Origin of the sequence: Nocardioides sp. SYSU D00065, from assembly GCF_017916425.1 — a bacterium.
Classification (GTDB): Bacteria; Actinomycetota; Actinomycetes; order Propionibacteriales; family Nocardioidaceae; genus Nocardioides.
On the sequence record NZ_JAFMSX010000001.1, the window covers coordinates 103112 to 118789 of the forward strand.

Annotated in this window: 14 protein-coding genes; 9 read left to right on the top strand and 5 right to left on the bottom strand. The window is 72.1% G+C overall.

What is annotated here, in order from left to right; genetic code table 11:
- Positions 1-54: 54 nt before the first annotated feature.
- Both J3P41_RS00565 and J3P41_RS00570 read right to left on the bottom strand, forming a co-directional pair.
- The gene (locus J3P41_RS00565; protein WP_210443278.1) at positions 55-879 is read right to left on the bottom strand and encodes an ABC transporter permease; all 825 of its coding nucleotides are present in this window, start codon (positions 877-879) and stop codon (positions 55-57) included.
- Complete coding sequence (locus tag J3P41_RS00570) at positions 876-1874, bottom strand: ATP-binding cassette domain-containing protein (protein WP_210443279.1); 999 nt, start codon at positions 1872-1874, stop codon at positions 876-878. Before J3P41_RS00570 ends, J3P41_RS00565 begins: the two co-directional genes overlap by 4 nt.
- 65 nt (positions 1875-1939) lie before the next feature.
- Here J3P41_RS00570 and J3P41_RS00575 point away from each other — a divergent pair, with 65 nt between their 5' ends.
- From J3P41_RS00575 to J3P41_RS00585, 3 genes are read left to right on the top strand one after another with little or no spacing between them, the layout of a single operon-like run.
- Positions 1940-2878, top strand: coding sequence for an ABC transporter ATP-binding protein (locus tag J3P41_RS00575; RefSeq protein WP_307861762.1), 939 nt, complete (start codon positions 1940-1942; stop codon positions 2876-2878).
- Positions 2875-3669 carry an ABC transporter permease gene (locus J3P41_RS00580; RefSeq protein ID WP_307861763.1) on the top strand — a complete coding sequence of 265 codons (795 nt, stop codon included), beginning with the start codon at positions 2875-2877 and terminating at the stop codon, positions 3667-3669. Before J3P41_RS00575 ends, J3P41_RS00580 begins: the two co-directional genes overlap by 4 nt.
- Positions 3669-4595 carry a heme A synthase gene (locus J3P41_RS00585; RefSeq protein ID WP_246861412.1) on the top strand — a complete coding sequence of 309 codons (927 nt, stop codon included), beginning with the start codon at positions 3669-3671 and terminating at the stop codon, positions 4593-4595. The genes J3P41_RS00580 and J3P41_RS00585 overlap by 1 nt, the downstream gene beginning before the upstream one ends.
- A gap of 28 nt (positions 4596-4623) precedes the next feature.
- On the opposite strand, the gene J3P41_RS00590 is transcribed toward J3P41_RS00585, so the two are convergent.
- From J3P41_RS00590 to J3P41_RS00600, 3 genes are all read right to left on the bottom strand, one after another.
- Positions 4624-5112: a class F sortase gene (locus J3P41_RS00590; protein ID WP_210443281.1), complete on the bottom strand. Its 489-nt coding sequence runs from the start codon at positions 5110-5112 to the stop codon at positions 4624-4626.
- Positions 5112-6053 (bottom strand): hypothetical protein, encoded by a 942-nt coding sequence (locus J3P41_RS00595; protein ID WP_210443282.1) that lies wholly within the window; start codon positions 6051-6053, stop codon positions 5112-5114. Before J3P41_RS00595 ends, J3P41_RS00590 begins: the two co-directional genes overlap by 1 nt.
- A gap of 237 nt (positions 6054-6290) precedes the next feature.
- Entirely contained in the window at positions 6291-7265 is a 975-nt protein-coding gene (locus J3P41_RS00600) for a heme o synthase (RefSeq protein ID WP_307861764.1), read from the bottom strand.
- 214 nt (positions 7266-7479) lie between these two features.
- On the opposite strand from J3P41_RS00600, the gene tkt reads away from it, so the two are divergent.
- From tkt to pgl, 6 genes are read left to right on the top strand one after another with little or no spacing between them, the layout of a single operon-like run.
- The gene (gene tkt, locus J3P41_RS00605; RefSeq protein ID WP_282594791.1) at positions 7480-9597 is read left to right on the top strand and encodes a transketolase; all 2118 of its coding nucleotides are present in this window, start codon (positions 7480-7482) and stop codon (positions 9595-9597) included.
- Positions 9598-9650: 53 nt separating this feature from the next.
- Positions 9651-10766, top strand: a complete 1116-nt coding sequence (tal, locus tag J3P41_RS00610) for a transaldolase (RefSeq protein WP_210443284.1) — start codon at positions 9651-9653, stop codon at positions 10764-10766.
- On the top strand, positions 10763-12427 hold the full coding sequence (gene pgi, locus J3P41_RS00615) for a glucose-6-phosphate isomerase (RefSeq protein ID WP_210443285.1): 1665 nt from the start codon (positions 10763-10765) through the stop codon (positions 12425-12427). Before tal ends, pgi begins: the two co-directional genes overlap by 4 nt.
- Complete coding sequence (gene zwf, locus J3P41_RS00620; RefSeq protein ID WP_210443286.1) at positions 12424-13947, top strand: glucose-6-phosphate dehydrogenase; 1524 nt, start codon at positions 12424-12426, stop codon at positions 13945-13947. Before pgi ends, zwf begins: the two co-directional genes overlap by 4 nt.
- Positions 13948-14001: 54 nt before the next feature.
- Complete coding sequence (locus J3P41_RS00625; RefSeq protein ID WP_210443287.1) at positions 14002-14913, top strand: glucose-6-phosphate dehydrogenase assembly protein OpcA; 912 nt, start codon at positions 14002-14004, stop codon at positions 14911-14913.
- On the top strand, positions 14910-15635 hold the full coding sequence (pgl, locus tag J3P41_RS00630) for a 6-phosphogluconolactonase (protein WP_210443288.1): 726 nt from the start codon (positions 14910-14912) through the stop codon (positions 15633-15635). The genes J3P41_RS00625 and pgl overlap by 4 nt, the downstream gene beginning before the upstream one ends.
- The last annotated feature ends 43 nt before the right edge of the window (positions 15636-15678 follow it).

The following is a 15678-nucleotide window of genomic DNA, read 5'->3' on the forward strand; positions in this document are numbered from 1 at the left end:
AGGGTCGCCTAAGTGACGCGGGCCACGGGCTGACGGACCGCGACCTCCCCGACATCAGTCGGCGGTGCGACTGCGGAACGTGCGGATCGCCAGCGGCGCCACGACGGCGGTGATGAGCACGATCCAGCCGATGGTGAACGGGATCGGGTGGTGCATCGGCAGGGCCGCCCCGTCGGCGAGCGGCTGGTCGTTGCCCCACAGCTCGCGCACGGCCTGGGTGAGGGCGGAGATGGGGTTCCACTCGGCGATGACCCGCAGGAAGGTCGGCATCCGGTCGGTCGGCGCGAAGGTGTTGGCCAGGAACGTGATGGGGAACATCGTCGCGAACATCACGCCGTTGACCGCCTCCACCGAGCGCATCGCCGAGCCGACCCAGATGCCCACCCAGATCATCGCGAAGCCCCAGCCGAGGAGCAGCAGGTAGCCCAGAGCGGCCTCGAACAGGTTGGTGTGGATGCGCCACCCGATGACCAGGCCGGTCAGCGACATCACCACCAGGCCGATCGAGGAGTGCGCCAGGCTGGAGATGCTGCGCCCGACCAGCACCGCCGCGGGGTTGATGGGCAGCGACCGCATCCGGTCGACGATGCCCTTCTCGAGGTCGGCGGTCAGGCCCACAGCGACGATGAAGGACGCGAACGCGACGGTCTGCGCCATGATCCCGGCGAGCAGGAACGCGCGGTAGCCCGAGGGCGTGGCCACGTCGATCGAGGAGCCGAACACGTAGGCGAAGAGCAGCACGAACATGACCGGCTGGATGGTCACGTCCATGAGCATCTCGGGCATGCGGCGGATGTGCAGGAAGTTGCGCCGGGCGATGGCCCAGGCCTGGGTCAGCAGGCCGGTCGGCCGGATCTCGGGTCGTTCGAGGGTGCTCATCGGGCCATCTCCTCGGCGGAGTCCGCCGTCGTCTCGTCGCCGGTGTCGTCGGGGCGCTGCTCGGCGCGGTGGCCGGTGAGGTGGAGGAACACGTCGTCCAGGCTGGGACGCTTGAGCCCGATGTCGTCGAGCACGATGCCGCTCTCGTCGAAGATGCCCGCCACGCGGGTCATGTGCCCCAGCCCCTCAGCGGGGGCCGTCAGCTGGCGGGCTCCGACGTCGACGTGGACCTCGCGCACGTGGGGTCGCAGGAGCGCCTCGGCAGCGGCGAGGTCGGGGCCGTTGGAGACCGTCACCACGAGCGCCGCCGCCCCGGAGCGGTCCTTGAGCTGCAGCGGCGTGCCCTCGGCGATGACGGTGCCGCGGTCGATGACCACGATGTTGTCGGCCAGCTGGTCGGCCTCCTCGAGGTATTGCGTGGTGAGCAGCAGCGTGGTGCCGTCGGAGACCAGCTCGCGCAGCACCTCCCACAGCTCGACGCGCGAACGGGGGTCGAGTCCGGTCGTCGGCTCGTCGAGGAACAGCACCGGGGGCGTCGCGATGAGGCTGACCGCGAGGTCGAGTCGCCGGCGCATGCCGCCGGAGTAGGTCTTGGCGATGCGATCGCCCGCCTCGGCGAGCGAGAAGCGCTCGAGCAGCTCGTCGCTCGCCCGCTTGATGTAGCGCGCGTCGAGGCCGTAGAGGCTGCCGATGAGCCGGAGGTTCTCCCGGCCGGTCAGCAGCTCGTCCACCGTCGCGGCCTGGCCCGTCAGGCCCATGCTGCGGCGCACCGCCGCCGGGTCGGCCAGGATGTCGTGACCGGCCACCCGTCCGGTGCCGGAGGTGGGTCGGGTCAAGGTGGTCATCATGCGGACCGTCGTGGTCTTGCCGGCACCGTTGGGCCCGAGCAGCCCCAGCACGGAGCCCTCGGGGACGACGAAGGAGACCCCGTCGACGGCCACCGTGTCGCCGAAGTGCTTGACGAGGCCCTCGGCCTCGATCGCTGGACGCGTCATGGCTTCCACGCTAACGGCGGGGACCGACACCGCGCCTCTGCATTAACGGACCTAGACTTCGCCGCGTGCCAGCCGCCTCCCCCGCCGTCGAGATCGACGGCCTGGTGATGGCCTACGGCGACAAGGTCGCCGTCGACGACCTGTCGCTCGAGGTGGCCCGCGGCTCGATCACGGCGGTCCTCGGCCCCAACGGCGCCGGCAAGACCACCACGCTGGAGACCTGCGAGGGCTACCGCGTGCCGCAGCGCGGCACGGTCCGGGTGCTGGGCCTCGACCCGCAGCGCGAGCGGAGCGCCCTGCTCCCCCGCATCGGGGTGATGCTGCAGTCCGGTGGCGCCTGGAGCGGCGTACGGGCGCACGAGATGCTCGAGCACATGGCGTCGCTGCACGCACATCCGCTCGACACCGCGATGCTCAGCGAGCGGCTGGGGCTGGGCGACTGTGGACACACCCCTTACCGGCGGCTCTCCGGCGGCCAGCAGCAGCGGCTGGGTCTGGCCATCGCCCTGGTGGGCCGTCCCGAGCTGGTCTTCGTCGACGAGCCCACCGCGGGGATGGACCCGCAGGCGCGGCGCACGACCTGGGAGCTGCTCGAGGAGGTCCGCCGCGACGGCGCGACCGTCGTGCTGACCACCCACCACATGGAGGAGGCCGAGCACCTCGCCGACCGCATCCACATCCTCGACCGCGGCACCGTCATCGTCAGCGGTACGCCGGCGGAGCTGACCCGGGAGGGTCGCTCGGCCACCATCCGGCTCGTGGTCAACCGACCCTTCCCCGACGGTGCGCCGGAGTCCCTGCGTGCCGAGCTGGGCGCCGGCGCGGAGGTCCGCCAGCTCGACGAGGTCAGCATGCTGGTGCACGGCCCGGCCGACTCCACCACCCTCGGCCGGGTGTCGCGGTGGTGCGAGGCGCACGACGTGGTGCCGCAGACGCTCAACCTCGGCCGGCGCACCCTCGAGGACGTGTTCCTCGAGCTCACCGGACGGGAGCTGGCCTCGTGAGCGCCTCCGGACCTCGCACGTTCACCCCCGCACCCGGGGCGGCGCCACTCGCGCGGATGGTGCTCGCCCAGTCGCGCATGGAGGCGCGGCTGATGCTGCGCAACGGTGAGCAGCTGCTGCTCGCCATCGTGATCCCCGTGATCGTGCTGGTCGGCGGCGTGGCCGCCGCGGGACGGATCGGGCTCGACCTCGACGGCCACCGTGCCGTCGACGTGCTCACGCCCGGGGTGCTGGCGCTGGCGGTGATGTCGACGGCCTTCACCTCCGTCGCGATCGCCACGGGGTTCGAGCGTCGCTACGGCGTCATCAAGCTGCTCGGCTCGTCCCCGCTACCGCGCCACGGCCTGCTGCTCGGCAAGATCCTGGCACTGCTCAACGTCGTCGCGCTGCAGCTCGTCGTGCTGGTGGTCGTCGGGTTGGCGCTCGGCTGGGAGCCGACCCTCGCCCACCCGCTCCGGTCGCTCGTAGGGGCCGTGCTCGCGGTCGGTCTCGGTACGGCGGCCTTCGCCGCGCTGGGTCTGTTCGTCGCCGGAGCGCTGAGGGCAGAGGCCACGCTGGCGCTCGCCAACCTCGTCTACCTGCTGCTCATGGCCGGCGGCGGGGTCGTGCTGCCGACGGACACCTACGGCACCGCGTCCGCGTTGATCCAGTGGCTACCGTCGGGGGCGCTGGGCGAGGCCATGCGGTCGGCGCTCGTGGACGCCGTCGTCGACGGTCGCTCGCTGCTCGTGCTCGCTGCCTGGGCCGCGATCGGCACGGCACTCACGGCTCGAACCTTCAGGTGGGAATGATGCGGACCCTGCTCGACCGACTGGCGCGCTACCTCTGGCCGCTCGCGGTGGCCAACCTCGTCGCGAACATCGGCATCGTGGTCACGGGCGCCGCCGTTCGGCTGACCGGCTCCGGGCTCGGCTGCCCGACGTGGCCGCGCTGCACCGACGCGTCGTACGTCGCGCACGGCGAGCTCGGCATGCACGGCGCCATCGAGTTCGGCAACCGGCTGCTGACGTTCGTGCTGTCCGCGGTCGCCGTCCTGTGCTTCCTCGCCGCGCTCGGCGCGCGGCACCGCCGGGCGACGCGACTGTCGCTCGTGATCGGCCTCGGCATCCCGCTGCAGGCGGTCATCGGCGGCATCACCGTGCTCACGGACCTGAACCCGTGGATCGTCGCGGGGCACTTCCTGCTGTCGATGGCGATCATCATGGTGTGCGTCGCGCTCGTCGACGAGCTGCGCAGCCCCGAGCGCGGACCCGCGCCGCCGCTGCCTCGCGCGCTGGCGTGGGCGACGCTCCTGGCCGGGTGGGTGGTCCTCTACCTCGGCACGGTGGTCACGGGCGCCGGGCCGCACGCCGGCGACACCGAGTCCCCGCGCAACGGCCTCGACCCGGCAGCGGTCTCCCAGGTACACGCGGTCTCGGTCTACGTGCTGGTCGCGCTCACCGTCGCGCTGCTCGTGGTGGCACGACGCGTCGGCCTCGGGTGGCTGTCGCGGGTGACCGGTCTGGTCCTGCTCATCGAGCTGCTGCAGGGCGTCCTCGGCTGGGTGCAGTACGCCTTGGACCTGCCGGTCGGACTGGTGGCGCTGCACATGCTCGGAGCCGCCCTGCTCGCGGCCGGGTTGGCACGGATCGCGCTGGCGGTGCTGCCTCACCGGGCGGACCGCGAGGCGAGCCCCGGCGGCGAGCCGCAGCCCCACGCTGCGACCCGCCTGACCTGAGCCCTCCCAGGCTTGTGTGACTGCGAGCCTAACCCGCGACCTTGCGCGCGAACACCACCGTGCGCTTGGAGTAGTCGTCTGCCTTGCACGCCACGAGCACGATGCGCGCCGGGCCGGCGACCGAGTACAGCGAACCCATCGGCCGCCGCGCGGGCCAGAACTCCCGGCGCGTGACCTCGAACCGGCAGCCGCCGACCCGCACGAGGTCACCGCGCCGCAGCTGACCCCACCGGTCGGCGACCCCGTTGCCCGCGCGCCACGCGTGCCCGGCGTAGAGGGTGCTGCCGGTCGGGTCGCACGGCGGGTCGCCCTGCGACCACGTGTAGACGGCGCCACGCAGCTGGCCGCCCACCGCCAGTGTGTCGTTGCGGGCCGGGACCTTGATCACGACGGCGTCGGTGCCCGTCCTGGCGATCCGGAGCCGGTCAGGGGCGGCGTGCGCCGCACCCTGACCGACGAGCCCCGTCGCGCACACCGTGACGAGCACGGCGAGGCGGGCGAGAGCGGTGCGCGGCATCAGCTGCCGGTGTCGGGCGCGACCTCGGGGGCCTTGGCGCACGGCCGGGTGCTGAAGGTCATCCGCCAGACCTGCTTGCCCCGCAGCGCGTAGCCGGCGTCGGCCGCCTCGGCGCGAACGGTCACCGAGCGGTGCCGGGCCTTGAGCCAGACCCCCTGCTCGAGCACCTTGCCCCGCGACGTGTAGACCACGCCGGAGCGCTTGGCGACCTTGAACAGGTCGCTGCGGGTGCCGCACTTGTCGATCTTGCGCGCCTGGGCCCGCACGACCTGTGCCTGCGCGGGCAGCACCTCGGGCGTCTGCACCACGGGAGGCGTCTGGACGACCGGGGGCGTGACGACCGGGGGCTGCACGGGCGGGGGCTCGACGGGCGGCGTCGGGCACGGCTGGTTGCTGTCGACGGGCGCCGGATAGGTCACGCTCGTCTGGCCGTTGGTGAACTGGTGGCCCGGGTTGGCGGTGACGGTCAGGCTCCCGTCCGAGTTGGTCGTCGAGGTCCACGGGCCGCTCGGCACGGTGCCGAAGTGCGCGTTGCCGGGGCCGCAGTCGTCGACGACCGGCACGGTCGGCGGCGCGACCGTGGTCACCACGCAGTCGTCGGTGAAGTCCGCCACGGGGATGCTGCCCTTGTTGGTGGCCCTGTTGCCGTTGGCCCACCGACCCGACAGGACCAGCTCGAGCGCCGAGGTCGGCTTGGTGGTCACGGTCTCGGTGAAGGTGCGCGTCTGCCGCGCGGTGAGCTGCGTGCCGACCGGCACCACCGCGGGTCGGCTAGACGCCGTGATCGTCTCGGTGATCCGCTCGCTGTTGGTCACCCGCCAGGTGACGGCCCAGCCACCACCGGTCTTGCACGTCACCGTCCCGGTGATGGTGTTGTGGTGGGCGCTGGCGGCCCCGGCGACGCCGACGACGGCGAACCCCACCGCCAGGACGAGCGTCACCACCCTCGACACCGCTCGGACGGACGGTCGGCGTCTTGCGACCCCACCGTCTCGTCGCTCGTCCAGTCCCACGCCTGGTGCTGCACCCATTGCTCCTGCTCCCCATGCTCTTCTGGGGTCAGCCCAACGCCGCCCCCTCCGCTCGATTCAACGCGGGTTCGGAGGGCCGGACACGGGAGGGAACCTCAAGATCCCCTCTGGAATCTCTCATTCTCCGGAGACTTTCCGGCAGATGCGCTAGCGGCCGAGCAAGGGGTCGAGCGCAACTGCGACGAAAAGGAGGGACAGGTAAAGATTCGACGCATGGAACAGCCGCATCGGGTTGATGTCGGCCAGAGCGTCGGAGCCCCTGGCCCGCCGCCACATGCGGTGGGCCTCCACCAGGAAGACCACACCGAGGGCGGCGGCCGCGACCGGGTAGACCAGGCTGGTCCCGGCCACCGGCCACAGGAGCAGCGACGTCGCGACCATCACCCAGCTGTAGGCGACGACCTGTCGGCCGACCTCCGCGGCCGGCTTGACCACCGGCAGCATCGGCACGTCGACGTTGCGGTAGTCCTCGCGGTAGCGCAGGGCCAGCGCCCAGGTGTGCGGGGGCGTCCAGAAGAACACCACGAGGAAGAGCACCACCGGCGTCCACGCCAGCTCACCCGTGACCGCGGTCCAGCCGATCAGGGCGGGGAAGCAGCCGGCCAGGCCACCCCAGACGATGTTCTGGGTGGTGCGCCGCTTGAGCAGCATGGTGTAGACGAGCACGTAGAACGCGTTGGCCAGCACCGACAGGACCGCCGAGAGCCAGTTCACCCACAGCGCCAGGACCACCGTCGACAAGACCGCGAGGACGGTCGCGAACACGAGCGCCGAGACCGGCGAGACGATGTGACGCGGCAGGGCGCGGCGACGCGTACGTCGCATCTGCTCGTCGATGTCGCGGTCGTAGACGCAGTTGTAGGCCGACGCGGAGCCGGCCGACAGCGCGCCGCCGACCACCGTCGCGGCGACCCGGCCCAGTTCCGGGATGCCTCGCTCGGCGAAGAACATCACCGGGACCGTCGTCAGCAGCAGCAGCTCGATGACCCGCGGCTTGGTGAGTCCCACATAGGCCGCGACCACGTCGCGCCACGTGCTCTCCTCCGACCCGGCCGGGGTCTCGGGCTCGCCGGGGGTCGGCTGCCGGTCGGACGCAGCAGCGTGCGGGCCGGCGTGGGACACGGTGGAACCTCGGGGACGGGGACGGATGGCACGCGCGCCGGTGGGAACCGGAGGACGTGGACGAGGGAGTTCGACGGCGTACGCAGCGACCCTCGGGCGGGGTCGAGTCTACTCGGCCGCGTCGGTAGGCTCGCAGTCGAGGCCTCCTCCACCGGCCCCACGGGCCTGTGATCCTGGCTGCACCCATGGCTGCACCCCATCGAGAGGAACTGCGTTGACCGAGAAGTCCGCCCTGCCCCCCGCCCTTGAGTGGGACGACGTCGACCAGCGCGCGGTGGACACCGCCCGGGTCCTGGCGATGGATGCGGTGCAGAAGGTCGGCAACGGCCACCCGGGCACGGCCATGAGCCTGGCGCCGGCGGCCTACCTGTTGTTCCAGAAGGTGATGCGGCACAACCCCGCCGACCCGCACTGGACCGGACGCGACCGCTTCGTCCTCTCCTGCGGCCACAGCTCGATCACCCTCTACACGCAGCTGTTCCTGGGCGGGTTCGGCCTCGAGGTCGACGACCTCCGCTCGCTGCGGACCTGGGGCAGCAAGACGCCGGGCCACCCCGAGCACGGCCACACCGCGGGGGTCGAGACGACCACCGGTCCGCTGGGCCAGGGCGTCGCCAACGCGGTCGGCATGGCGATGGCCGCCCGGCGCGAGCGCGGCATGCTCGACCCCTCGACGCCGGAAGAGGAGTCGCCGTTCACCCACCACGTCTACGCGATCTGCTCCGACGGTGACCTCGAGGAGGGCGTGAGCGCGGAGGCCTCCTCGATCGCGGGCACCCAGCAGCTCGGCAACCTCACGATGATCTACGACGCCAACCGGATCTCCATCGAGGGCGACACCGACGTCGCCTTCACCGAGGACGTGGGCGCGCGCTACGAGGCGTACGGCTGGCACGTCCAGACCGTCGACTGGACCAACGACGGCACCGACTACGTCGAGGACGTCCCGGCGCTCTACGACGCGGTCCGTACCGCCGAGGAGGTGCGCGACCGACCGAGCCTGATCGTCCTGCGCACCCTGATCGCGTGGCCGGCCCCCAACGCCCAGGGCACCGGCAAGTCCCACGGCTCGGCGCTGGGTGCCGAGGAGGTCGCGGTCACCAAGCAGATCCTCGGGTTCGACCCGGAGAAGCACTTCGAGGTCCCCGACGAGGTGCTCGCGCGCACCCGCTCCCTGGTGGAGCGCGGCAAGCAGGCGCAGGCCGCGTGGCAGGAGCGGTTCGACGCCTGGCAGGCGTCCGCGCCGGCCGAGGTGCTGGAGGTCTTCACCCGCATGCAGACCCGGGCCCTGCCCGACGGCCTCGCCGACGCGCTCCCGAGGTTCGAGGCCGACGAGAAGGGCGTCGCGACCCGCAAGGCCTCCGGACAGGTCATCAACGCCGTGGCCGCCGTCATGCCGGAGCTGTGGGGCGGCTCGGCCGACCTGGCCGAGTCCAACAACACGACCATCGAGGGCGCGCCGTCCTTCATCCCCGAGAGCCGCTCCACCGACCAGTGGACCGGCGACCCGCTCGCCGGCCGGGTGCTGCACTTCGGCATCCGCGAGCACGGCATGGGCGGCATCCTCAACGGCATCGCGCTGCACGGCGGGACCCGCGTCTTCGGCGGCACGTTCCTCACCTTCAGCGACTACATGCGCGGCTCGGTCCGCCTCGCCGCGCTGATGGGGCTGCCGGTCACCTACGTGTGGACCCACGACTCCATCGGCCTCGGTGAGGACGGCCCGACTCACCAGCCGGTCGAGCACCTCGCCGCGTTGCGCGCCATCCCGGGCCTCGACGTCGTACGCCCGGCGGACGCCAACGAGACGGCGGCGGCCTGGCACGCGATCCTCCAGCGCACCGACCACCCGGCCGGCATCGCCCTGACCCGTCAGAACGTGCCGGTCTTCCCGCGCGGCGAGCAGGGGTTCAGCGACACCTCCGAGGTGCACCGCGGCGCGTACGTGCTCCTCGACGTCGACGGCGGGGACCCCGACGTCATCTTGATGGGCACCGGCTCCGAGGTGCAGGTCGCCGTCGCCGCCCGCGAGCTTCTGGCTGCGGACGGCATCCGGGCCCGCGTCGTGTCGATGCCGTGCCTGGAGTGGTTCGAGGAGCAGGAGGACGCCTACAAGACGACGGTGCTGCCGCCGACGGTCAGGGCCCGGGTCTCGGTGGAGGCCGGCGTCAAGCAGGGTTGGCGCGAGTACGTCGGCGACCACGGCCGCATCGTCTCGATCGACCACTACGGCGCCTCGGCCGACTTCGCGCGCATCTACGAGGAGTTCGGCATCACCGGCGAGGCCGTGGCCAACGCCGCCCGCGACAGCCTGCGGACGCTCACCGACTGACGGCTGGCCCACACCGCCGGCCCGCCCTGCACACCGACCTCAGGAGACACCACATGAACGACCGCTTGAAGGCCCTGGCCGACGCCGGGGTGTCCATCTGGCTCGACGACCTGTCCCGCGAGCGCCTGGAGACCGGCAACCTCGCCGACGTGGTGCGCGACAAGAACGTCGTGGGCGTCACGTCCAACCCGGCGATCTTCCAGACGGCGCTGGCCGACGGCGAGCGCTACGACCCCCAGGTGCGCGAGCTCGCCGCGCAGGGTGCCGACGTCGACCGCGCCACGCTCGTCATCACCACCGACGACGTGCGCGAGGCGTGCAAGGTCATGCGCCCCGTCTTCGACGCCACCGACGGCGTCGACGGACGCGTGTCCATCGAGGTCTCCCCCGGCTCCGCCCACGACACCGAGAAGACGGTGGCGGAGGCGGCCGAGCTGTACAAGACGGTCGGCGAGCCCAACGTGATGATCAAGATCCCCGGCACCAAGGAGGGCTGGCCGGCGATCACCGAGACGCTCGCCGCCGGGATCTCGGTCAACGTGACGCTGATCTTCGGTCTCGAGCAGTACCGCAACGTGATGGAGGCCTACGTCGCGGGGCTCGAGCAGGCCCGCGCCAACGGTCACGACCTGTCCACCATCCACTCCGTCGCCTCGTTCTTCGTCTCCCGCGTGGACTCCGAGATCGACAAGCGGCTCGAGGCGATGACCGAGGGCCCCGGCACCGACGCCGCGCTGCGGGGCAAGGCCGGTGTCGCCAACGCCCGGCTCGCCTTCAAGATGTACGAGGAGTTCTTCACCGGCGAGCGCTGGGAGGCGCTGGAGGCCGACGGCGCTCGCAAGCAGCGGCCGCTGTGGGCGTCGACGGGTGTGAAGAACCCCGACTACGACGACACGATGTACGTCGTCGACCTGGTCGTGGAGGGCACCGTCAACACCATGCCCGAGAAGACCCTCGACGCCGTCGCCGACCACGGCGAGGTCCGCGGCGACCGGGTCCGGCCGTTCTACGACGACGCCGCCGCGCACATGCAGGCGCTGGCCGACGCGGGCATCGACTACGACGACGTGATCGAGACGCTCCTCAAGGAGGGGGTCGACAAGTTCGTCGTCGCCTGGGACGAGCTGCAGACGACCCTGTCGGCGTCCCTCGAGGCCGCCCGGGCATGAGCACGCCCCCGGTCGACCCGACGACCACCCGGGCGTGGAGCCGCCTGACCGAGCTCGCCGACGGCTCCACGCCCGACCTGCGCAGCACGCTGACGCCGTCGTGGGTGGCCGAGCACACGCTGACGCCCGCCGACCTCCACGTCGACCTGTCCAAGCACCTCGTCGACGCCGAGGTGGAGGCGGCGCTGCTCGCCCTCGCCGACGAGGTGGGGCTCATGGAGCGCCGGAACGCGATGTTCGCCGGGGAGCGCATCAACGTCACCGAGGACCGGGCGGTGCTGCACACCGCCCTCCGGCTGCCCGCCGGCGCCACGCTGACCGTCGACGGGGTGGACGTCGTCGCCGACGTGCACGAGGTGCTCCGACGGGCGTACGCCTTCGCCGAGCGCGTCCGCTCGGGCGAGTGGACCGGGGTCACCGGCAAGCGCATCGAGACCGTCGTCAACGTCGGCATCGGTGGCTCGGACCTCGGACCCGTCATGGCCTACGAGGCGCTCGAGCCCTACCGGCAAGACGGCCTGTCCTGCCGCTTCATCAGCAACATCGACCCGACCGACGCCGGGCAGAAGCTGGCCGGGCTCGATCCCGAGACCACGCTGTTCATCGTGTCCAGCAAGACCTTCGGGACGCTGGAGACCCTGACGAACGCGCGGCTGTGCAAGGCCTGGCTGCTCGACCGGCTGCCCGCGGGCAGCGACCCGGCCGCGGCGGTCGCCCAGCACTTCGTGGCCGTCTCGACGGCTCTCGACAAGGTCGCCGACTTCGGCATCGACCCCGACAACGCCTTCGGGTTCTGGGACTGGGTCGGCGGGCGCTACTCGGTGGACTCCGCGATCGGCCTGTCCCTGGTCGTGGCCGTCGGACCCGAGAGCTTCGCCGACATGCTGGCGGGCTTCCACGCGATGGACGAGCACTTCCGCACCGCGCCGCCCGAGGCCAACGTCCCGCTGCGGATGGGCCTGCTCAACGTCTGGTACGCCAACTTCCTCGGCGCCCACACGCACGCGGTGCTCCCCTACGCGCAGCTGCTGCACCGCTTCCCGGCGTACCTGCAGCAGCTCACCATGGAGTCCAACGGCAAGGGCGTGCGCTGGGACGGCGCAGCCGTCGGCTACGACACCGGCGAGGTGTTCTGGGGCGAGCCCGGCACCAACGGGCAGCACGCGTTCTACCAGCTCATCCACCAGGGCACCCGGCTCGTGCCGGCGGACTTCATCGCCTTCGCGCGGGCGGCGTACCCGCTGGTGGACAGCGTGGACGGGGAGGACGTCGACGTGCACGAGCTGCTGCTGGCCAACTTCCTCGCCCAGACCAAGGCGCTTGCCCTCGGCAGGACCGCCGACGAGGTGCGCGCCGAGGGGGTGCCCGAGGAGCTGGTCTCCGCGCGCACGTTCCCGGGCAACCGCCCCACCACCTCGATCATGGCGCCCGCGCTCACCCCGGCGGTGCTGGGCCAGCTGATCGCGCTCTACGAGCACATCACCTTCGTGCAGGGCGCCGTGTGGGGCATCGACAGCTTCGACCAGTGGGGCGTCGAGCTCGGCAAGCAGCTCGCGCAGGAGCTGCGCCCGGCCGTGGCCGGCGACCCCGAGGTGACCGCCCGGCAGGACCCCTCCACCCAGTCACTGATCGCCTACTACCAGGAGCACCGAGGCCGATGAGCGCCCCCAACCCCCTCCGCGACCCGCAGGACCGACGGCTGCCGCGCATCGCCGGCCCGTGCGGGATGGTGCTGTTCGGCGTGACGGGCGACCTGTCGCGCAAGAAGGTCATGCCGGCCATCTACGACCTGGCCAACCGCGGCCTGCTGCCGCCCGGGTTCAGCCTCGTCGGCTTCGCGCGCCGCGACTGGGAGGACCAGGACTTCGCCCAGATCGTCCACGACGCGGTCAAGGAGCACGCGCGTACGCCGTTCCGCGAGGAGGTCTGGAACCAGCTGTCGGAGGGCTTCCGCTTCGTGTCGGGCAACTTCGACGACGACGACGCCTTCGACCAGCTGCGCCGCACGGTCGAGGAGCTCGACGCGCTGCGCGGCACCGGCGGCAACATGGCCTTCTACCTGGCGATCCCGCCGGCGTTCTTCGGCACCGTGGTCGGCCAGCTCAAGGAGCACGGTCTCGCCGACCCCGGTCCCGAGCAGTGGCGGCGGGTGGTGGTGGAGAAGCCGTTCGGCCACGACCTCGAGTCCGCCCGCGAGCTCAACGAGACCCTCGCCGGCGTCTTCCCCTCCGGGTCGGTGTTCCGCATCGACCACTACCTGGGCAAGGAGACGGTGCAGAACATCCTGGCGATGCGGTTCGCCAACAACATGTTCGAGCCGATCTGGAACGCCAACTACGTCGACCACGTGCAGATCACGATGGCCGAGGACATCGGCATCGGTGGCCGCGCGGGCTACTACGACGGCATCGGCGCGGCGCGCGACGTGATCCAGAACCACCTGCTGCAGCTGATGGCCCTGGTGGCGATGGAGGAGCCGGTCGCCTTCGACGCCGAGAGCCTGCGGCTGGAGAAGCAGAAGGTGCTCGCCTCCGCCAAGCTCCCCCCTCGTCTCGACACCACGACCGCCCGCGGGCAGTACCAGGCGGGCTGGGCCGGTGGCCAGAAGGTCATCGGCTTCACCGACGAGGAGGGCATCGCGAAGGACTCGGCCACCGAGACGTTCGCGGCGATCACCGTGCACGTCGAGACCCGGCGCTGGGCCGGCGTGCCGTTCTACCTGCGCACCGGCAAGCGGCTCGGTCGCCGCGTCACCGAGGTCGCGGTCGTCTTCAAGCGCGCCCCGCACCTGCCGTTCACCCAGACAGCCACCGAGGACCTCACGCAGAACGCGCTGGTCATCCGGGTGCAGCCCGATGAGGGGATGACCATGCGGTTCGGCTCCAAGGTGCCCGGCACCGCGATGGAGATCCGCGACGTCAACATGGACTTCGCCTACGGCGGCTCGTTCACCGAGGCCAGCGCCGAGGCTTACGAGCGGCTGATCCTCGACGTCCTGCTGGGCGACCCCCCGCTGTTCCCGCGGCACGAGGAGGTCGAGCTGTCCTGGAAGCTGCTCGACCCCGTGATCGAGCACTGGGAGAAGGAGGGCCGGCCCGAACCCTACGAGTCCGGCACCTGGGGCCCGGCGTCGGCCGAGGCGATGCTCGCGCGCGACGGCCGCACCTGGCGGAGGCCCTGACATGACGCATCCGACCGCCGTTCGCTCCGTTCCCGACCCCGAGGTGACCCTGCGATGATCGAGCTCACCGACACCAACTCCTCCCAGATCGCCGCCGAGTTCGTCCGCGCCCGCACCCGGGCCGGCAGCCCCGCGATGGGCATGGTGATGACGCTGATCATCGTCGCGCCGGAGGAGGACGCGGAGGAGGCGATGTTCGCCGCGAAGCGCGCCTCGCGCGAGCACCCGTCCCGCGTGCTCGGCGTGATCCTGGGCGAGACGCGCGGCACGTCGCGGGTCAGCGCGCAGGTGGGCAGCGGCGACGGCTGGGGCGGCGAGACCGCGCTGATCCGGCTCGAGGGCGAGGTGGTCGAGCACGCCGAGTCCGTCGTGCTGCCCCTGCTGCTCCCGGACTCCCCCGTCGCGATCTGGTGGCCGACCACCGCGCCGGCCGACCCCGCGTCCGACCCGCTCGGGGCCCTGGCCCAGCGCCGCATCACCGACTCCGCCTCCGCCTCGCGCGGCAAGGCCAGCGCGATGGTCAACCAGTGCCGCGCCTACGCGCCCGGGAACACCGACCTCAGCTGGACCCGGCTCACGCCGTGGCGCGCGCTCCTGGCCGCCGCCCTGGACCAGCACCCGCTCGAGGTCACCGGCGCGAAGGTCACCGCCGAGCGGGTGAGCCCCAGCGCCGATCTGCTCGTCGCCTGGCTGAGCGACCGGCTCGGGGTCGAGGTGGCCCGCGGCCACTCGGACGGACCGGGCATCACCGAGGTCAGCATGGAGACCGAGGAGGGCCCCATCCGCATCTCCCGCGCCGACGGCCGGCTGGCCACCTTCTCCTCGCCCCACCGCCCGAACCGCCCGGTCGCCCTCAAGCGCCGCGAGATCCCGGCGCTCCTGGCCGAGGAGCTGCGCCGCCTCGACGAGGACGACGTCTACGCGGCGACGGCCAAGCACCTGGTCGAGATGGAGGACGCCGGATGAGCCCCGAGCTGCGCCGCCACGACGACGCCGACCTGCTGGTCGGGGACCTCGCGTCCGCGCTCCTCGACCGCATCGAGGCCGCGCAGGCACGCGGCGAGGTGCCGCACGTCGCGCTCACCGGCGGGACCATCACCGAGGCGCTGCACCGCGAGCTCGCTCGTCGCGCACCCGACTCGTCGGTGGACTGGTCCCGGGTGGACTTCTGGTGGGGCGACGAGCGCTTCGTCCCGGCCGACTCCACAGACCGCAACGCCCGGCAGGCGCGGGAGGCCTTCCTCGACCGCGTCGGCGTGGACCCGGCCCGCGTCCACGAGGTGCCCGCCAGCGACCAGGTGGCCACCGCCGAGGACGCGGCAGCGGCGTACGACGCGGCGCTGCGCGAGCACGGGGGCGGCACCTTCGAGGTGCTGATGCTGGGCATCGGTCCCGACGGCCACACCGCTTCGCTCTTCCCGGGGCACCCGGCCCTCGGCGCGCGTGACGCCGTCGCGGTCGCCGTCCACGACTCACCGAAGCCCCCGCCGGACCGCGTGAGCCTGACCTTCGAGGCGATGGAGCGCGCTCGCGCGGTGTGGTTCATCGCCAGCGGCGACGGCAAGGCCGAGGCCGTCGCGCGAGCCCTCGCCGCGGAGGGCTCCGTCGAGGAGACGCCGGCCCGGGGCGTACGCAACGAGGCGACCGTGTGGTGGCTCGACGAGGCAGCCGCGTCCGCCCTCCCCTGACCCGCCGACCGGGCGGTTCCTCGCGCTGGGGGCGGCCGACCGG